Consider the following 18847-nt stretch of genomic DNA (forward strand, 5'->3'; position numbering starts at 1 on the left):
CGGGCCCGTAGACGGCCCCGGTCGGCAGCGCGGACAGTCGGCAGCGGATAAGCCGAATGGGGCGAAGCGGCCGCCCGGCCCGCGAGGGCGGCCTCGGCGAGCCGTCCGCCCGGCCTGTCCGGATCGGATCGCGTCCGGTCAGTCGGCGATCGGCCACTCGAAGGAGTCGGTGAAGGCCCGTCCCCTTTCCTCGGCCTTCTTCTTGAACCACCGCATCGACTCGGCGTGGGTGTCGCATTCGCGCATCTGGACCTCCTCCAGGTCCGCCTCGGCGAGTTCGGGGTGGGCGCGCAGAATCGCCGCCAGGACACGCAGCGTGGCCAGAACGTCCGCCTCGGCGTTGTGGAAGTCGTCTGCGGCCAGGACGCCGTAATGCCGGCAGAGGTCTTCCAAGCGCCGCTTGCCTTTGCGATAGCGGTCCACCGAGCGGTCGAGCAGGTACGGGTCGACGACGGGGAACACCTCGCCGCCCAGCCGTTCGACCAGCGGTTGGAGCCCGTGGCGTCCCAGCTCCGCCTCCAGCAGGGTGAAGTCGTAGGTCGCGTTGAAGGCGACGGCGGGCCGCCCGGCGGCCATGTGCTCCGCCAGCGTCGTCGCGATCTCCTCCAGTACCTCGCCGATGGGCCGCCCCTGGGAGCGCGCCTGGGCGGTGGTGATCCCGTGGATCGCCGACGCGCGCTCGGGGATCTCCACGCCCGGATCGGCGAGCCAGTAGTGCTTGTCCACGCCCTCCGGGCTGACCAGGACGATCGAGCACGTCACGAGCCTGTCCTTCTTGGGGCGGATCCCGGTGGTCTCCGTATCGAATCCGATGATGCTCTCTTCACTCCACATGGGGCTCCTCGCTGAACGGCGGTTTCGATGGGTTCGCCGGGCGGCGTTCGCTGGGCCTGGCCGAACGCGGTCCGGCCGCCCGGATCCCGGACGTCTCCACCCTATCCGGTGGCTCCGGCGTTCGACGGGCCGCGCGTCCGTCCCACACCCCTGCCGGCTCGACTCGCGCCCGCGCCGTCCCGTGACTTTGCCTGCCGTCCCGCCGTCGGGGAGCCGTGGCACGCCTGACCGCCCACGGTCGGACGCGAGGGCCCGCACGGTAGGCTTGAGGCGTGAGCGAAGTCGAGATCGGACGGGGCAAGAGGGCGCGGCGCGCCTACACACTGGACGACATCGCGGTGGTGCCGCGCCGGCGAACCCGGGATGCCGACGAAGTCTCGACCTCGTGGCAGTTCGACGCCTACCACCTCGACATCCCGGTGCTCTCCGCGCCGATGGACTCCGTGAGCTCTCCTCAGACGGCCGTCGCCATCGGCCGGCTGGGCGGCGTCGGGGTCCTGGACTTGGAAGGGCTGTGGACCAGATACGAGGATCCCTCGCCGCAGTTCGGCGAGATAGCCGAACTGGAAGGCAGGGGGGCGACTCGTCGCCTCCAGGAGATCTACGCGGCCCCGATCATCCCCGAACTCATCACGGCGCGGCTGGAGTGGATCCGCGCCGCGGGCGTGCCGGTGGCCGGAGCGCTGTCGCCCGGGCGGACCCAAGATCTGTGGAAGACGGTCGTCGACGCGGGCGTCGACCTCTTCGTCATCCGCGGCACGACGGTGTCCGCCGAACACGTCTCGGGTTCGCGGGAGCCGCTCAACCTCAAACGCTTCATCTACGAACTCGACGTGCCCGTCATCGTCGGGGGCGCCGTGACCTACACGGGCGCGCTCCACCTCATGCGCACCGGCGCCGCCGGGGTTCTGGCGGGCTACGGGGGCGGCGCCGCCTCGGCGACTCGGCGCACCGTCGGCATCGCCGCGCCCATGGCGACGACGATCGCCGACATCGCCGCCGCCCGCCGCGACTACCTCGACGAGTCGGGTGGCCGGTACGTGCACGTCATAGCCGACGGTTCGGTGTCCACGACGGGCGACCTCGTCAAGGCGATCGCGTGCGGCGCGGACGCCGTCATGCTCGGAACGGCCCTGGCCAGAGCCGCCGAGGCACCCGGAAGCGGATGGCACTGGGGGCAGGAGGCCCATCACGCGAGCCTTCCGCGAGGCGAGCGGGTGCGGGTGGAGACGGCCGGAACGCTCGAAGAGATCCTTCACGGCCCCTCACGCGAGGCCGCGGGCCGCGTGAACTTCATGGGGGCCCTCCGCCACGCCATGGCCGCCAACGGCTACACGGACATCAAGGAGTTCCAACGGGCCGAACTGGTCATCGCGGATTGACTCCCGCTCGCGCAACGCGAGCTGCCTGAAGCGCGTTCCCATCCTCCCGACGCATGCTCGGACCCGGTCGGTTTCCCCGTCTCCGCCCAGTCTGTCGAGAAGGACACGGCGCATGCCTGCCAGTGCTCGATGATCCCAGGCGCTGCCGTGCCCTGCGTAAGCCCGGGGCGAGCGCCCTTCCGCGGGCGCGACGGCTCCGCTGACTCTCCGAACGATGAGGTGCCCCCGGCGATCCGCCGGGGGCACCTCATGCCAACCGCAACGCGTCTATCTGATGGTCGTCTGCGTATACACTTCGCGTCCGACGTACCCGGACGGGTTGTTGCCGAGCAGCTCGGGGACGGTCACGAGCGTGTAGCCGCGGGCCTTGAGCTGGTCGATCAGGCCGCCCGCGGCGGCGATGGTCGACGGATGGATGTCGTGCATGAGGATGATGGACCCCCGCTTGACTCCGGCCAGCGCCCGCTGCGTGGAGATGGAGGAATTGCGGTTCTTCCAGTCTTCGGTGTCCACGTCCCATATGACCGCGACCATGCCGTGCTGTCCGATGACGGACATGACGCTCGGGTTCTTCGCGCCGTACGGAGGGCGTACGAGAATGGGGGAGGGGGCTCCCGCCGCGACGATTTCGTTGTTCGTGCTCGTCAACTCGTTGGCGACCTGCTGGGGGGCCAGCTTCGAGAGCACCGGATGGTTCCACGTGTGGTTGCCCACGACGTGCCCTTCCTGCACGGCGCGCGCCACGACGTGCGGATAGGACCGTACGTGCGGGCCGATGGTGAAGAAGGTCGCTCGAACGCCCTTGGCCTTGAGCGTGTCGAGGAGCTGGGGGGTCTGCGGTCCGGGTCCGTCGTCGAAGGTGAGCGCCACGCAGGACGCCTTCGAGCAGTCCACGCCCGAACCGCTGGGGTTGGCCTGGACCGAGGGACTCGGCGTCGGCAGGGGGCTGGGCGCGGTTCCCGCCATGATCGTCGAGCGGAGCTTGCGCGCCCGATCGGTCAGGAAGCCGTCCAGTTTCTTCCCCTTGACCCGGTAGGCGGACAGGCTCGCGTTCCCCGACGAATACGGGTCCGTCACGAGGAGTATGAGGGAACCGTCCGTATCGAAGTAGGCTCCGTGGAGGTAGTCGTTATCGGGGACGGTTGGCTTGGCGCTCTTCGCGTTCTTCGTCTTCTTGCCTTGGGCGCCCCCGCTCGGTGAGTCCTTGCCGCTCGATTCGCGCTGCGTCCCGGTCGCGGCCTTGGCCGAGTTCCTCTTGGTCGCGCTCGCCTGGCTCGACGGAGACCCGCCTTCGGCCTTCCTCACCGTGGAGGAGACCAGGCTGTGCACCCGGGCCGCGCCCTCCTTGGTGAAGAGTTCCTCGCCGCGGGTCACCGAGTTGTCCGACGAGTCGACGAACCACGACTGGCTGGTCTCCCTCGATTGGCTTCCCACCGCCGAGGTCGAGTTGACGAGGAAGCACAGGACCGTGCCCGAGGCCCCGCATACGGACGATTCCATCGCCAGGGACTGCTGGCCGGAGTTGGGGGTTTTCTTGACTGCGGCGGCGAAGGCCTGGCTCTGCCTGTCGACCCAGGGCTTGACGGCCTCGGCGAGCGTCGGGGGGTTCTTCACGCTGATGACCGAGGTGTTGGCGCTGCCGGCCGCTTTTCCCTTGTCGACGAGAAGGCCTTGGACGCTCGAGGCGCCGGGCAGCTCGGGCCATTTGACCTCTGCCGCGGCGATGGCCGGGGTTTTCGTCACGGAGCCCGATGCCTCCGATGACGATGCCGAGCATCCCACCATCGTCAGACAGGTGAGGCCCGCAATGACCGATTGACGGAAACGCACAATTGTCCTTTCGTCGGGGGTGTCATCCGACGTAGCGGTAAACGTTTGTTTCGCGAAGCTGGAACCCGGCCCGCCGGTACAGTCTGTTGGCGGTCTCGCGCGATGGCCGCGACGTCAGGTCGACCGTCTTGCAGCCGAGGGCCAGTGCGTGCTGGACTGCCGCCTCGACGAGCTTGTACCCGGCGCCCTGCCCTCGTGCCGCACCATCCACCACGACGTCTTCGATCCAGGCGCGCTTTCCCGTGGGGATGTCGAATGTCGCGAGGGTGAGCATGCCCAGGACGGCGCCGCTTCCTTCGTCGCGATAGACGAACAGGACCGTGCCCTGCTGGGATAGGAGGCCGTTGAGATCCTCGGCGGCCAGGGGAGGCGTCGAGGAGGACAGTTGAGGGACGAGCGCATTGATCGCTTCGAGAAGATCGTCACCGGATTCGCGCACTATCTCAACGGACACTTTGATCCTTTCGGGGGGTCAGATCAGCTCCGGAATGGAGCCACGTCGCATCTGACTGTACACCCTATTCGCGAGGAATCCGAGACATTTCGTCGAGCCACGCCGAAGCAGGGACGTCGGAGGGCATCCGCCAGTCTCCGCGCGGCGAGAGCGTCCCGCCCGCGAGTACCTTCGGCCCGTTGGGCAGCGTGGAGCGCTTGAACTGATTGGCGAAGAAGCGCTTGTAGAAGAGCTCCATCCACGAGCGGATCTCGCCGATCGTGTACTGGTTGCGCTCGGCCTCGGGAAAACCCGCCGGCCACGTCCCCGACTCGCGGTCGCTCCAGGCGTGCCAGGTGTAGAAGGCGATCTTCGAAGGGCGCAGTCCGCGGCGCAGCAGGTAGTACAGCGTGAAGTCCTGCAGTTCGTACGGCCCCACCTTCTCCTGGGTCGACTGCATGTCCTCCCCGTTCGCGGCCGGGATGAGCTCGGGGGAGATCTCCGTGTCCAGGATCGAGCGGAGTGTCTGGTTCACCTGCTCGTCGAACTGCCCGGAGGAGATCACCCAGCGGATGAGGTGCTGCATGAGCGTTTTGGGGACGCCGGGATTGACGTTGTAGTGGCTCATCTGGTCGCCCACCCCGAAGGTGCACCAGCCGAGCGCGAGTTCGGAGAGGTCGCCGGTTCCCAGCACGATCCCCCCGTTCGCGTTCGCCAGGCGGAACAGGAAGTCGGTGCGCAGGCCGGCCTGGACGTTCTCGAAGGTCACGTCGTAGGTCTCCTCGCCCCGGGCGAAGGGGTGGTCGATGTCTTCGAGGATCTGCCTGGCCGCGGGCTGGATGTCGATCTCTCTGAAGGTCACGCCGAGCCTCTCGCAGAGCTCCTCGGCGTTTTTCTTCGTGCGCTCGGAGGTGGCGAAGCCGGGCATCGTGTAGGCGAGCACGTCGGTGCGCGGGCGCCCCAGCCGATCCATGGCCTTGGCGGCGACGATGAGCGCGTGGGTGGAGTCGAGCCCGCCCGAGACGCCGATGACGATTTTCGGGTCGCCGATCGCCTTGAGCCGCTGTGCGATTGCGTACACCTGGATGTTGTAGGCCTCATAGCAGTCCTGGTTGAGCTGGGCCTCGTCGTCGGGGACGAAGGGGAAGCGGTCCAGCGGACGGCGCAGGCCCACGGCCCCTCCCGCGTCGGGATTGAGCGTGAGGGTGACGGTGCGGAAGACGTCGGCGCCTCCCCCGACCGATGCGGGGGGCGCACCGGCGGGTGAGGCGGTGACGCCGAAGGCGGTGCGGTTGTCGTCGAAGGACCCTTGGCGCAGGCGCTCCTGGCGCAGGGCGTCGACGTCCACGTCGGCGATGGTGGCGTGCCGCCCGCTGGCGAAGCGCTCGGATTCGGCGAGTTTGACCCCCAGTTCGTAGACCATCGACTGGCCGTCCCAGGACAGGTCGGTGGAGGATTCGCCCTCTCCCGAGGCGGTGTAGACGTAGGCCGCGTTGCAGCGGGCCGAGGCCGACTGGACCATGAGCGCCCGATCGGCCGCGCGCCCGACCGTGATGGGCGAGCTGGAGAGGTTGACGAGCACGGTCGCCCCGGCGAGCGCTGCGCGCGCCGACGGGGGGATCGGCACCCACATGTCCTCGCACACTTCGACGTGGAAGGTGAATCCGGGCACGTCTTTGGCGTCGAAAAGGAGATCCGGGCCGAAGGGCACGGTGTCGGGGGCGACCCCGTAGTTGGCGAAGGCGTCGACCCGGTGGGAGGCTCGACGCGTGCTGGGCGCCTCGGGGCGCAGTGCGACCCCGGGCAGGCGGATGGCGGCGCCGGCGAGCCCGTCCCCGGGGGCGAAGTGGCGTTTTTCGTAGAATTCGCGGTAGTTGGGCAGATAGGACTTGGGGACGACCCCCAGGATCCGCCCGGCGTGGATAACCACAGCGCAGTTGTAGAGGCGGTTCGCGTGCGCCAGCGGCGCTCCGACGACGACGATGGGCTGGAGTTCAACGGTGGCCTGGCGAACGTGCTCGATGGCCTGGAGGGCGGCGTCCAGGAGGGCGTCCTGGAGCAGGAGGTCGTCGATGGAGTAGCCGGTTAGGCCGAGCTCGGGGAATGCGGCCAGGGCGACGCCTTCCAGGTCGCATTCCCGTATGAGCTCGGCCGTGCGCCGGGCGTTGTCCATCGGGTTCGCCGGGGCCACGGGCAGCGTGCAGGCCGCGACCCGCACGAGCCCGTGGGAGTAGATCGAATAGAACTCATCCATGGAAACCAGTCTGCCAGAGGAAGCGGATGGACGATAAAGCGGGTGTCCGCCCCCGAGCCCGGCCGCTTCAGCGCACGGCCGGGCTCGGGGGATGCGGCCGGCGACGCCTTCCAGGTCGCATTCCCGTATGAGCTCGGCCGTGCGCCGGGCGTTGTCCATCGGGTTCGCCGGGGCCACGGGCAGCGTGCAGGCCGCGACCCGCACGAGCCCGTGGGAGTAGATCGAATAGAACTCATCCGCGGCTATCATTAGAGCATTTTGGAAAAGTTTAAAAACCATTCCTTGAGTGTTCTATTTACATTTCAGACATTGTATTATCAAATGTTATTTTCCTGCCTCGGCATTTTCTTCTTTAGCGTCATTGATATCTCCTGTTAAATTATTCCATATTTCTGATTTATACTGTGAATATGTTCCATTTTCATAATATTTAGATTCAGGATTCGTCGCTCCTTGTTTGAAATATTCTCTTTCATCTGCTGAAAGCTCATTCCATGGAGTAGCTTCGGGGTGACTGTGTTGATAATTTTCATAACGTATACGTTCCAATTGATCTCTCATTAAGTTTTCTACACTGTTATTTGCATTTGAGGGATCATATTCTTTTATCTTGGTTGGAAATGCTTCATTTAAAGCAGGTGACAATCCGTTTGCCTTGACTTGATTGAAGACATATTCAGCGCCCTTATCCGTAATAACGTCACCCCAAGGAATCATTCCAACTCCTGCATTAATAACAGTTTGTATATTTTTATTCCGCTCAGCAATATGATTATGCAAAGCTGTTTCATTTGCTCCAGGAACTTCATATAGTGCTTCATACAATTTGCTATAATTTTGAATTTTATCACGTAAATCGGTGTATTTAGTAGGCGAGTTAGATGCAAATCCCTCACTAAATGCTTGATCAGACTTCACCATTGTTGATGCTAGAAGCACTTCCCGGGCTGGAGCACGGCCATCGACACCTTTATCCCAAGCTAAATCGGCTATAATTCCATCTTTTGCGAGTAAACTCGATTGCATTTTACTGTCAAACATAAGTTGATACCTATTTGAATTTTCAGGTAAATGAACACCATTTTTATTAGAAGGATCATCCAAATATTGTGCTATATCATCTGCATACGGTGAAAGTATTTGCCCGGCCCAATTTCGCATATTAGAATTGCGGTATCCGAATATGTCTTGTGCTTCGACCTTATCTTGGTTGCCGAATCCCCAATCGTCGTCATAGTTTCTAGATATACCATCATTATATCCTTCAAGAAAGTTAGAAGCGATGTTGACTGAGTCTTTATTCGATCTATCGCCGGATATTTCGTTAATGAGCCTTCCAAGAGCTTCGCCTTTATCATCAGGCCAATAAAGTGTAAGATCGCCCGGCTTTCCTACTTGAGTTCGATTACCCACAAGATAACGGGTCATGTTCATTTCTTTATCAGGAGTATCGCCATTATGATCATCATCCCATTTCAAAGTGGAATTCATAAATTTCTGCGCCGGTGTATCATCGGGATTATTATCCATGGCTTCATACATGTTTTGTAGATAATCCCATGAAAGACCATCTCTAAACATTCCATTTTTTCCGTATTTAAGTTCTGCTGTTCCAGAAGGACCGGAACCAGCGCTTGCATTTATGAGATCAAAGTTTCTCGGGTGTTCGGCATCCCATTTCACCATGGCCTTGCCCACCGCATTCTCTCCGTTGACTCCGTTGAGGAAGTCGTCGCCTAGGGAAAGCTCGGGGTGTGCTTTTGCGCCATGTCCAATGTACTGACCCAATAACTCATATCCAAGATATGATATTTGCGTACGATTTTCTGTGATGACCTCTCCGTCATGACTATATTTCTTTTGGCCATTTGAAATGAGATCACCTTGGAATTTGGATCGCCAACTTTCTACGCTGGTTTTTCCGTCAATGCTCAACGCTTTATCCACAGAATTGAAGTTCGATATTGCTTCAGTATTTTGAGTTGAGTTTCCTCCGGTAGCGAGGATGATTCCAGCTCCGACATTTTCGGTGAAGGATTTCAAGGCGGAAACATAAGATGCGGGGATGTTTTGGTCAGTCGATTTTCCAGCAATCGAATAGAGTTTCTCCGCACCGATCTTGTTCAGAAGAGCAGAAGCGAAATATGGATCGCTGGCTAAACGGTTGCCGTATTTTTCGTTGAATTTTTTGAGGGCAGCTTCTGTGGGGAGTCCTGTATCTGGATCCGTTTGATTGAGCAGTCTCGCCGCTTGAGGCGCATCCGTCATGGCATCTTCCCACTTCGTCTGCGCGGCGAGTAGCCCAGTGCCTCCTCCGAACATCGTCACTCCCAAATCTGATCGGTTCGGTGTGACAGCGGCGGCCTCTCCCGAAGAGATGCCTGGGATATAGACTTCGAGTGCGGCGTTGATCGAATTGGCGGCGGTCGAAGCGGCGCTGTCCACCGCTTCGACGTCTGCATTGTATAGCTTCGCAGTCTCTTTCTGCTTATTCTCTATATTTGTTTTGAGTTTGGAGATTTCATTGTCCCACGAAGACGAATCGAATGTCCCTCCGGGGTCATTCTGAGCAGACTCATTGCGAGCATTTTCCCTATCAGCTTCCTGCGCCGCCACAGCCTCTTTATAAGTTTTCAAATCATCATCCCATGTGGTTTGATGAGCAGTGATTTTCGCTTTTAGGTTAGTGAATTCCGTTTGATAGGTAACTAATGCTTGCGCTGAGCTTTCAATTGAAGTTTGTGCACCTTCGACAGCTGTTTTTATTTCGTTTACATCGCTGACGTATTGATTTGCGCTTTCGCCGACCCAACCTTCAACTACTGCTGTTTGGGATATAACCTGAGTGTCACTCATTGCGCTACCGGCGTTGCGTAAGGCGTTTGCGACCTGATCGATTGTTGTGTCTTTAGCAGGCTGTGGTAAGGCGCTGGAGCCGGATACATCATAAACCATTATATTTTCCAATCCATTTCGTTTAATTGCATTTAAGCATTAATAATGATTCTACTGAGGCTTCGAGGACATCATGAACGCGAAATCCTGTGTGACCTGCGATTCCGCGGCGTCCATGTTTCCGATAGCGGTTTCCGCCCCCGAGCCCAGAGTCGAGCATGCGTCGGAAAGCTCGAGAGTCACCGATTTCATGGTGTTGACGAGGAGTTTGGCCCTTTCCTTGAGCGTTGCGGTGCCGTCGTTGTCGGTACGCCCTTCGCCACCGACTGTGTCGATCGGCAGCGTTGTGACGTCGTTTCCCGCATCCGAGGAGAGTTCGCCGATTCCATCGGCGATATTGATGAACATCTGGTTGTCCGTCCAGGCCGCTTGGGCCTTGATGCCGACCGCGTCGCGGTCGAAACGCACTTCGCCTGCCACGAAGTCCCCCTTCTGTGAATCGCTGGAATGGTCTTTCAAAGGTTAACGGGAGCGGGGCGGCGTCGGCGAACGGTTGGCTGGGGAGCGTAGCCCTTTTGTCTTTCGTCGAAATTCTGGGAAAACGCATGCCGGTGCGGTGAATCGGGAAAAGCCGCGCCGATGCGACGAATGCGAGCAGTGGAGAGGGCCCCTACCGGTTGCCGCACGGCTCGATTCCGGTGCATGCTTCCTCTGGGAAAGGAGCACACCATGTCAGGGAAGACGATAGGCCTCCTCGGGGCGGGACGCATCGGAGCCATGCACGCGGGCATCCTCGCGAAGAAGGCGGGCAAGCTGGTGGTGGCCGACCCAGCCTCCTGGCGCGCCCGGCGAGTCGCGGAGCTGCACGGTGCCGAAGTGCGCTCCCCCGAGGGCATGCTCGCCTCCGAGGATCTGGACGGACTCGTCCTCGCCACTCCGACCGACACCCACGCCGGCCTCCTCTGCGAAGCCGCTCGGCTGGGAGTGCCGATCTTCTGCGAGAAGCCCGTGGCCCTCGACGTCGAATCCACCCGGCGCGCGAACGCCGCCGCGAAGGAAGCGAACATCCCCGTCCACGTCGGCTTCCAGCGTCGTTTCGACGCCGCCTACTCCGCGGCGCGCGAGCGGCTGGCCGAAGGGGAGATCGGCGACCTGCGCCGCGTCCACATGGGCACGCTCGACCAGGCGCCCGCCGCCCGCGAATTCCTCGCCGCCAGCGGCGGGATCTTCAAGGACTGCCTCATCCACGACTTCGACGCCCTGCGCTGGGTGACCGGCCTGGAGGTCGAAGAGGTCGTCGTCTACGGCACCGATCTCGGGTTGCCCGACTTCGCGGACTTCGCAGACGCGGCGGAGGCCGTCGTCCTCCTCAGGCTCACCGGCGGCGTGCTCGCCACCGCGCACTCGTCCCGCTTCAACGGCGCCGGATACGACGTGCGGATGGAGCTGCACGGCACGAAGGGGACCGACGTGGTCGGAATGGACGAACGGCTGCCGGTGCGCTCCCTCGAGCCGGGCGTCGCCTACCCCCGGCAAGAGCCGTGGGCGGACTTCATCGCCCGCTTCGCCGACTGCTACGAGCGGGAACTCGACGCCTTCCTCGACGTCGTCTCCGGGCGGGCCCCGGTTCCGGCCACGATCGACGACGCCCTCGCATCCCTGCGCATCGCCATCGCCTGCGGGACGTCCCTGCGCGAGGGCCGGCCTGTCCGCGTCTCCTAGCCTTCGGCCTGCGAGCCTGCGCTTTGGTGGCTCGGCGCCGCTCGGCGCTGGTAGCCTGTAGCGCGTGCGTTCCACGACGGCACGCACCGAAAGGGAATCTACCGATGGATCTACGGCTCGACGCGACGGTGTTCGACTACTCGTTCGTCGTCGTCTACCTGTTTTTCGTCATCGCGATCGGAGTCGTGACGAAGCGGAAGGTGCTCACGAGCGAGGACTACTTCCTCTCCGGGCGCTCCCTGCCCGCCTGGATCTGCGCCTTGGCCTTCCTCTCAGCCAACATCGGCGCCACCGAGCTGATCGGCATGGCGGCCAACGGATCCCAGTACGGACTGGCGACGGTCCACTACTACTGGATCGGCGCCGTGCCCGCGATGGTCTTCCTCGGCCTGATCATGATGCCCTTCTATTACGGCTCGAAGGTCCGGTCGGTGCCCGAATACCTCCGCCTGAGGTTCAACCGGCCCACGCACATGTACCAGTCGGTCGTCTTCGCCGTCGCGACGATCCTCGTGGCCGGGATCAACCTGTTCGCCCTCGCCCTCCTCATCAACGTGCTCATCGGCTGGCCCCTGTGGGCCTCCATCATCGCGGCCGCCGGGGTCGTGCTCCTCTACACGACGATGGGCGGCCTGACCGCCACCATGTACAACGAGGTGCTGCAGTTCTTCATCATCGTCGCCTTCCTCGTCCCGCTCACGGTCGGCGGGCTCATCCGCGTCGGCGGGATCGACGGACTGCTGGAGGCCCTGCGGACCAACGCCGTTCTGGGGGAGAACGGCCTGTCGGTGTGGGGCGGAACCGGGCTGAGGAACACCACCAATCCCTACGGCAACTGGATCGCCCTGCTGCTGGGCATGGGCTTCGTCAACTCCTTCGGATACTGGACCACCAACTTCACCGAGGTCCAGCGCGCCCTGTCGGCCAAAGACATGTCCGCGGCGCGGCGCACGCCCATCATCGCCGCGATCCCGAAGATGCTCCTGCCGGCCATCATCATCATGCCGGGGCTCGTGGCCGCCGTCCTCGTCCCGGAGCTCGCCGAGGGCGAGCTCGAGTACAACGAAGCCCTGCCCGCCCTGATCGGGCGTGTCATGCCCACCGGCCTCGTGGGGCTGGCCCTGGCGGCCCTCATCGCGGCCTTCATGGCGGGCATGGCCGCCAACGTCTCCTCCTTCAACACGGTGGTCACCTACGACCTGTGGCAGACCTACGTCAAGAAGGGCCGCAGCGACGCGTACTATCTGCGGATCGGGCGCAAGCTCACCGTCGGGGGAGTGCTCGTGGCCGTCGGCGCGGCCTTCATCGCCGCCGAATTCCGGAACATCCAGGACTACATCCAGCTCCTCCAGTCGATCTTCAATGCGCCGCTCTTCGCCACGTTCGTGCTCGGCATGTTCTGGAAGCGCATGAGCGGCCCGGCCGGCCTGTGGGGCCTGGTCGCCGGCGCGGCGGGCGCGGCCGGCGTCCAGATCGCCTACTCGAACGGGCTGTGGGAGTTCAACTCCCAGCAGGCGGCCTCGTTCACCGGCAGCGGCATGGCCTTCGTGTTCGATGTCGCCGTATCCGTCCTCGTGACCCTGAGGACGGCGCCCAAGCCCGTCGAAGAACTCGACGGGCTCGTGTGGGGCCGTACGAAGATGGCGGTCAAAGGCAGCTACCCCGCGCCCGATCTGCACCGTGCGGCGATCCAAGCCGAGCGGGAGCGGGTCGCCGAAGGGCGCCCGCTGACGTGGTGGGAGAACCCGTGGCCGCTCGGAATCGCCGTCATGGCCGTTCTCGTCATTCTCAATCTCACGGTAGGCTGACGGAGGAGGAATCCGATGCCCGACGACACCCGCAAACCCGCCGAGACCGCCCCGCGCGAAGCGGTGGAGGCCGGCGCCGGCACCGCCCCGGACGGTGGCGGGCGGAACGCGGCGAAGCCGCTCCCGGACCCCGGGCGGAACCGGGCCGGGCGGTATCCGCGGTTCTCCCGCGTCGCGCTCATGGACCTCCGTGCCTGGGTCGCCGCCATGTTCCTCGTCTTCGGGCTCATGCTCTCCTGCTACGGCCTGTGCTTCGTCACGGACGAAGACCTCGCCAAGGCCGGCGGGGCCAACCTCGACCTGTGGACCGGCGTCGGCATGATCGCCTTCGCCGCAGCCTTCGCCGCATGGCTCGTGCTCCGGCCGCCCGAAGTGGGGGAGGCCGAGATCGCAGACCCCGAGGACGGCGTCGAATGCATGTCCCCGCCGATCGACGGCCGCGCCGACGCCGCCGAGTGAGCTGTGGGAATTGAGAGCCGCCGGGTGAGCTATGGGAACTGAGAATTCGTGCGCCGAGTCCGCAGGCGAGCGCACACTGGTGTAGGAAGGCGGCCCTCGGGACCTTTGGTCGCAGGAAGGGCGTGCCGCGCTGCTACCTTTCAGCTATGGTCTGGCGCGAAGCGCAGGCCGCTCGGCGCACTCGACGACGAAAAGTGCTCCGGCCGGCCGCTCACCGCCTCCGGGGGCGGATCCCAGCCGCTCAGAACCTCATTTTTGGACACTGCCCGTCCAATTTTTCACTCGCGGACGCAATGGGCGCGGCCGCGTATTCCTTCAATGACGAAAGGGACGTCCATGCCTTCTATAACCCGCGGCGAACGCCGCACGAGCGACTTGACGGGGTTCCAACGGTGGTTCCTCCTGGTGCTCGTCTCCATGGGCTCGTCGATCATCTACACGCCCGCCTACCTGAAGAACGTTTTCTACGATCCGCTGATGAAGGCCATCGGAACGGACAACGCCGGGCTGGGAAAGCTGCTGGGCGCCTACGCCCTGACGGCCACGATCTGCTACCTTCCATCGGGGATCGTGGCCGACAAGATCAGGGTGCGCACCCTTTCGTGGGTCGGCTTCGGACTGACCGCCGTCCTCACCTACGTCTACGCGCTGCTGCCGTCCTTCAACACCCTCATGTTCGTCTTCGTCGGGATGGGGATAACCACCATCCTCATATGGTGGGGCATCCGCTACAAGCTGGTCAGACTCGTCTCCGATGAGGAGTCCTACCCGCGCAACATCGGCGTCTCCTACGGGATCTACGGAGCCGCGGGGCTCGTGGTCGGATTCATCAACCTGTGGATCATCAAGCTCTTCGCCGACTCGATCGAGGGAGGCGTGCGCGCGCTCCTCATCTTCCTGGGAACCTTCATCCTGGCCCTCGCCATCCTGTCCTTCTTGTTCATCCCGAAGTTCGAGGGGGAGATCGACAAGGACAAGAGCTCCTTCAGCCCCGCCGAGCTCATCGAGGCCCTGAAGAACCCCGTCGTGTGGATGTCGGCCGCCTGCATGTTCTGCGTCTACTTCTACTACACGGGCGTCGCCTACACGACTCCGTACCTCAGCGACGTCATGGGCGCGGCGCTCGGCGTCGTCACCTTCATCTCCATCGTCCGCACCTACGGCATCACGCTCCTGTCCGGGCCGGCTTTCGGCTTCCTGGCCAAGACGGTCGGCTCGCCGTCCCGGGTCATCCTCTACGGCTCGGTCGTGGCCGCCGGCGGCCTCCTCGTGTTCACCGTCCTGCCGACGAAGGCCTTCATGGTCTACGTCGCCGCGGCGATCATCGTCCTGCTCGGATTCATCGCCAACGGCGTATTCGGCGTGGTCTCCTCCCAGCTGACGGAAGGCAAGGTGCCCCTGACCATCTTCGGAACGGCGACGGGGATCCTCTCAGTCGTCGGATTCCTCCCCGACACCTTCTCCTCCACGTGGTTCGGCGCCATGATCGACGACGCCAAGCGGGGAGGCGACAAGCTGGGAGCCAGCGCCTACAAGATGATCTTCATCATCCTCGCGGTCTCGGCGATCCTCGCGGCCGCCTTCGCCATGCTCCTGCTGTGGTACGTGCGCCGCCGGCCCTCCACAGCCGAGGACGGGCCGGACTCGGCCCCGATCCCGGCCGAGGCCGACGCCGAAGAGCGCGAGGCGGCCGCCGTCTCCTCCTCTCCGTTCTCGGAATCGGAGAAGTGATGGGCCGCAAACTCGACGTGCCGGCCCTCTGGTCGGAGCAGATGGGAGCGGCCGTGGCCAAACAGCGCGAGCTCGCGGCCGACGCCTACTCGACCGACCAGAGCTTCGCGCAGATGCGCGAGGCGTACAACCGCGAGCGGGCCTTCTGGAACGAAGGGGGGCCGGCTCCCGCCTCCACCCGGAACGGGACGCTGCCCACGCGCCACGGGCGGGTGCCCGTGCGGATGCACCGCCCGAGCGACGCCCCCAGGCTGCCGGTGATCGTCTACATCCACGGCGGCGGGTGGGTGCTCGGCAACCTCGACACCCACGACCGGATCACCCGCACCCTGGCCGCCGAGACGGGGGCCGCCGTCCTGGCCGTCGACTACACGCTCTCCCCGGAGGCCCGCTTCCCGCAGGCGCTCGAGGAGTGCGTCGACGCGATCCGGGCACTGCGGGAATCCTGCGACGAGTGGGGGATCGACCCCGCAGGAGTGTCGATAGCGGGCGACTCGGGGGGAGCCAACCTGGCCCTGGGCGCGTTCCTGCACTTGCGCGACGAGGAGAGGGCCGCCGACGGCATCGCCTGCCTGCTGCTCTTCTACGGCTCCTACGGCATGAGGGACTCGACGTCCATGCGCCTGCTGGGCGGACCGTGGGACGGGCTGACCGAGGAGGACTACGCCTGGTACAGGGGGCTCTACTTCGAGAACGAAGCCGACCAGTCCAGCCCCTACTTCGATCTCCTCGCGGGCGACTTCTCGCTCGGCGTGCCCGCCTGCTACGTCGCGGCGGCCGAATTCGACCCGCTCAGGGACGATTCGCGCACCCTGACCACTATGCTCAAGCTGGCCGGCGTCGACGTGCGCTACGAGGAGTTCCCGGGGGTGATCCATGGCTTCCTCCACCACAGCCGACTGCTCGACTCCGCGCGGGAGGCCCTCGCGCACGCCGCGGAATTCCATCGATCGCACGCCCGAGCGATCGCCACTACGACGACAAACGATTAAGGATTGAGGAACCAATTCAATGGACTTTTCATTCAACGAAGACCAGGCCCTCATGGTCGAGGGGTTCGCCGAGGTCATGCGCTCGCGTCCGTGGGAGAAGTACTTCCACGAATGCGACGAGAAGTCGGAGTACCCCGTCGAATGGGTCAAGGCCGTCTGCGAGATCGGATTCGACCGGATCCTCCTGCCCGAAGAGCACGACGGGCTCGGACTGGACTGGTCGACGCTCGCCGCCGCCTACGAAGTGCTCGGCCGCATGGGAGGCCCGACCTACGTCCTCTACCAGCTGCCGTGCTTCGACACCGTGCTCCGCGAGGGCACCGAAGAGCAGAAGAAGGCCGTCCTCGCCTACGTGGGCACCGGCGAGCAGGTCCTCAACTACGCGATGACCGAGCCCAGCGCCGGATCCTCGTGGGACGACATGCGCACGACCTACACGCGCCGCGACGGCAAGGTCTACCTCAACGGGCACAAGACCTTCCAGACGTCGGGCATGAGGGTCCCCTACATGGTCGTCATGGCCAGGAACGCCGACGACATGAGCGTGTACTCCGAGTGGTTCGTCGACATGTCCAAATCCGGGATCACCAAGGAGCCCCTCCACAAGCTCGGGCTGCGAATGGACTCCTGCGCGGAGATCTACTTCGACGACGTCGAGCTCGACGAATCCGACCTCTTCGGCACCGAGGGCAACGGCTTTATGCGCGGGGTCAAGGACTTCGACCTGGAGCGCTTCCTGGTGGCCCTGACCAACTACGGACAGGCCTACTGCGCCTTCGAGGACGCCGCCGTCTACGCCAACCAGCGCGTCCAGGGGGGCAAGGCGATCGCCCGGCATCAGCTCATCCAGGAGAAGTTCGCGAACATGAAGGTCCGCCTGACCAACATGCGCAACATGCTCTTCGAGATCGCCTGGAAGGCCGACAACGACCGGCTCGGCCGGGGCGACTGCTCCATGGCCAAGTACTACTGCTCCCACGCCGCCTTCGACGTCGTCGACGACGCGCTCCAAGTCCTCGCGGGCATCGGCATCACCGGCGAGCACCGCGTCCAGCGCTTCTACCGCGACCTGCGCGTGGACCGGGTGTCGGGGGGAACCGACGAGGTGATGCTCCTGACCGCGGGACGCGCGGCCCTCAAGGAGTACCGCTGAGGCGCGATCCGCCGGCCCGGGGCGCGAGGCGGCCCGAGCCGGCGAACGGGCGGGCCCTGCGCGCTGCGGCGCCCGGAAGCGAAGAGCAAACCACAACGGAAAAGCAGAAAGGCTGAACATGGAAACGACGAAGCCGTCGTTCGGCCCCCTCGACGACGTCAAGGTCGTCTACTCGGCCGTCGAGATCGCGGCCCCGACCGCGGCGGAGATCATGGCCGAATGGGGAGCCGACGTCACGTGGATCGAGAACACGTGGACGGGCGACTCGATGCGGGACACCACGTGGACCAAGGAGATGGAGCGGCGCAACCAGCGCTCGATCTCGATCAACACCTTCTCCGACGAGGGCAAAGAGATCCTCCTGCGCCTCGTCGGGGACGCCGACATCTTCATCGAGGCCTCGAAGGGCCCGACGTTCGCCCGCAAGGGCATCACCGACGACATGCTGTGGGAGGCGAATCCGAAGCTCGTCATCGTCCACGTCTCCGGGTTCGGACAATGGGGGGACCCCGAACGGGTCAACAGCGCCGCCTACGACCTGACGGTGGCGGCGTACGCGGGAATCATCGCGCAGAACGGCACCCCCGAACAGCCCACCAACATCGCCCCCTACTCCGGCGACTACTTCAACTCCCTCATGATCGTCTCCTCGGCGCTGGCGGCCCTCCACAAGGCCAAGGCCACCGGGAGAGGGGAGAGCATCGACTTGGCGATGTACGAGACCCTCCTGCGAGTGGGCACCTACTACATGATGGACTACCTCAACGAGGGAACCCTCTACCCCCGCCCCGGAGCCAGGCACCAGAACCTGTGCGCCATCGGCGAGTACAAGTGCAAGGACGGGTACATCGGGCTGTGCGTCTACGGCGTCCCGCAGAACAAGTACCTGCTCGAGACCATCGGGCTCGGCGACCTGTGGGGAACCGAGGACTACCCGGAGGACACCTCCGCCCTGTGGCTCGACGGCCCCAAGGCCCAGCTGATCGAACGGAAGCTTGAAGAGTACCTCGCCACCCAGAACAAGGCGGACGTGCAACGCGACTTCACCGCCCACAGGATCGCCGCCCAGGCCGTCAACGAGTTCGCCGACATCCTCGCCGAAGACCACGTGGACAAGCGAGAGTGCTTCATCGAATGGGAGAACGCGGACGGCAGGAAGGTCAGAGGCCTGAACACCTTCCCCAAGTTCTCGCGCAACCCCGGCGCCTTCTGGCGGCCTACCCCTCCCCTCGGGTACGACACGCGCGACGTCCTGAGGCGAGCCGGGTTCGACGACGAGGACATCGAACGCTTCGAGGCCTCCGGCAACGTGAGATTCGGCGACTGAGCCGTCGGGGGCGGGCCGCGGGGCCCG

14 protein-coding genes are annotated in these 18847 nt (G+C 63.8%); 8 read left to right on the forward strand and 6 right to left on the reverse strand.

The genetic code is table 11. From position 1 onward, the window contains the following. Positions 1 to 138 precede the first annotated feature (138 nt). Positions 139 to 834 carry an exonuclease domain-containing protein gene (locus tag HMPREF0043_RS02145; protein ID WP_021601172.1) on the reverse strand — a complete coding sequence of 232 codons (696 nt, stop codon included), beginning with the start codon at positions 832 to 834 and terminating at the stop codon, positions 139 to 141. 272 nt (positions 835 to 1106) lie between these two features. Here HMPREF0043_RS02145 and HMPREF0043_RS02150 point away from each other — a divergent pair, with 272 nt between their 5' ends. After that, on the forward strand, positions 1107 to 2216 hold the full coding sequence (locus tag HMPREF0043_RS02150) for a GuaB3 family IMP dehydrogenase-related protein (RefSeq protein ID WP_021601173.1): 1110 nt from the start codon (positions 1107 to 1109) through the stop codon (positions 2214 to 2216). Positions 2217 to 2483: 267 nt separating this feature from the next. Here the strand turns inward: HMPREF0043_RS02150 and HMPREF0043_RS10080 are convergent, their stop codons facing one another. The 5 genes from HMPREF0043_RS10080 to HMPREF0043_RS02170 all read right to left on the reverse strand — a co-directional run bounded on the left by HMPREF0043_RS10080 (position 2484) and on the right by HMPREF0043_RS02170 (position 10108). Further along, on the reverse strand, positions 2484 to 3959 hold the full coding sequence (locus HMPREF0043_RS10080) for a polysaccharide deacetylase family protein (protein ID WP_051317395.1): 1476 nt from the start codon (positions 3957 to 3959) through the stop codon (positions 2484 to 2486). 109 nt (positions 3960 to 4068) lie between these two features. Then, positions 4069 to 4500, reverse strand: coding sequence for a GNAT family N-acetyltransferase (locus tag HMPREF0043_RS02160; RefSeq protein ID WP_021601177.1), 432 nt, complete (start codon positions 4498 to 4500; stop codon positions 4069 to 4071). A 64-nt stretch (positions 4501 to 4564) separates the two neighbouring features. After that, the gene (locus tag HMPREF0043_RS02165) at positions 4565 to 6733 is read right to left on the reverse strand and encodes an NAD(+) synthase (protein WP_040317664.1); all 2169 of its coding nucleotides are present in this window, start codon (positions 6731 to 6733) and stop codon (positions 4565 to 4567) included. Positions 6734 to 7057: 324 nt separating this feature from the next. Then, positions 7058 to 9688 carry a hypothetical protein gene (locus tag HMPREF0043_RS10945; RefSeq protein WP_156897479.1) on the reverse strand — a complete coding sequence of 877 codons (2631 nt, stop codon included), beginning with the start codon at positions 9686 to 9688 and terminating at the stop codon, positions 7058 to 7060. Positions 9689 to 9739: 51 nt separating this feature from the next. Further along, the gene (locus HMPREF0043_RS02170; RefSeq protein WP_040317650.1) at positions 9740 to 10108 is read right to left on the reverse strand and encodes a hypothetical protein; all 369 of its coding nucleotides are present in this window, start codon (positions 10106 to 10108) and stop codon (positions 9740 to 9742) included. A 249-nt stretch (positions 10109 to 10357) separates the two neighbouring features. Between HMPREF0043_RS02170 and HMPREF0043_RS02175 the strand changes: the two genes are divergently transcribed. The 7 genes from HMPREF0043_RS02175 (at position 10358) to caiB (ending at position 18820) form a co-directional block, all read left to right on the forward strand. Beyond that, complete coding sequence (locus tag HMPREF0043_RS02175; RefSeq protein WP_040317651.1) at positions 10358 to 11350, forward strand: Gfo/Idh/MocA family protein; 993 nt, start codon at positions 10358 to 10360, stop codon at positions 11348 to 11350. 104 nt (positions 11351 to 11454) lie between these two features. After that, a complete protein-coding gene (locus HMPREF0043_RS02180) occupies positions 11455 to 13158 on the forward strand; it encodes a sodium:solute symporter family protein (RefSeq protein WP_021601183.1) in 1704 nt (567 codons plus the stop codon). Positions 13159 to 13173: 15 nt separating this feature from the next. Then, positions 13174 to 13617 carry a hypothetical protein gene (locus tag HMPREF0043_RS11375; RefSeq protein ID WP_021601184.1) on the forward strand — a complete coding sequence of 148 codons (444 nt, stop codon included), beginning with the start codon at positions 13174 to 13176 and terminating at the stop codon, positions 13615 to 13617. 318 nt (positions 13618 to 13935) lie between these two features. Beyond that, positions 13936 to 15348, forward strand: coding sequence for an MFS transporter (locus HMPREF0043_RS02190; RefSeq protein WP_021601185.1), 1413 nt, complete (start codon positions 13936 to 13938; stop codon positions 15346 to 15348). Beyond that, complete coding sequence (gene aes, locus HMPREF0043_RS02195) at positions 15348 to 16340, forward strand: acetyl esterase (protein WP_021601186.1); 993 nt, start codon at positions 15348 to 15350, stop codon at positions 16338 to 16340. The genes HMPREF0043_RS02190 and aes overlap by 1 nt, the downstream gene beginning before the upstream one ends. Before the next feature lie 19 nt (positions 16341 to 16359). After that, the gene (gene caiA / locus HMPREF0043_RS02200) at positions 16360 to 17493 is read left to right on the forward strand and encodes a crotonobetainyl-CoA dehydrogenase (RefSeq protein WP_021601187.1); all 1134 of its coding nucleotides are present in this window, start codon (positions 16360 to 16362) and stop codon (positions 17491 to 17493) included. A gap of 118 nt (positions 17494 to 17611) precedes the next feature. Then, positions 17612 to 18820, forward strand: coding sequence for an L-carnitine CoA-transferase (gene caiB, locus HMPREF0043_RS02205; protein WP_021601188.1), 1209 nt, complete (start codon positions 17612 to 17614; stop codon positions 18818 to 18820). Positions 18821 to 18847: the final 27 nt, after the last annotated feature.

This window comes from Actinobaculum sp. oral taxon 183 str. F0552 (assembly GCF_000466165.1).
Taxonomy (GTDB): domain Bacteria; phylum Actinomycetota; class Actinomycetes; order Actinomycetales; family Actinomycetaceae; genus Peptidiphaga.

Coding starts and splice junctions, on each gene's coding strand:
- aes (WP_021601186.1), top strand. CDS start 15,348: ATGGGCCGCAAACTCGACGTGCCGGCCCTCTGGTCGGAGCAGATGGGA.
- HMPREF0043_RS02145 (WP_021601172.1), bottom strand. CDS start 834: ATGTGGAGTGAAGAGAGCATCATCGGATTCGATACGGAGACCACCGGG.
- caiB (WP_021601188.1), top strand. CDS start 17,612: ATGGAAACGACGAAGCCGTCGTTCGGCCCCCTCGACGACGTCAAGGTC.
- HMPREF0043_RS02180 (WP_021601183.1), top strand. CDS start 11,455: ATGGATCTACGGCTCGACGCGACGGTGTTCGACTACTCGTTCGTCGTC.
- caiA (WP_021601187.1), top strand. CDS start 16,360: ATGGACTTTTCATTCAACGAAGACCAGGCCCTCATGGTCGAGGGGTTC.
- HMPREF0043_RS10945 (WP_156897479.1), bottom strand. CDS start 9,688: ATGGTTTATGATGTATCCGGCTCCAGCGCCTTACCACAGCCTGCTAAA.
- HMPREF0043_RS02175 (WP_040317651.1), top strand. CDS start 10,358: ATGTCAGGGAAGACGATAGGCCTCCTCGGGGCGGGACGCATCGGAGCC.
- HMPREF0043_RS11375 (WP_021601184.1), top strand. CDS start 13,174: ATGCCCGACGACACCCGCAAACCCGCCGAGACCGCCCCGCGCGAAGCG.
- HMPREF0043_RS02190 (WP_021601185.1), top strand. CDS start 13,936: ATGACGAAAGGGACGTCCATGCCTTCTATAACCCGCGGCGAACGCCGC.
- HMPREF0043_RS02165 (WP_040317664.1), bottom strand. CDS start 6,733: ATGGATGAGTTCTATTCGATCTACTCCCACGGGCTCGTGCGGGTCGCG.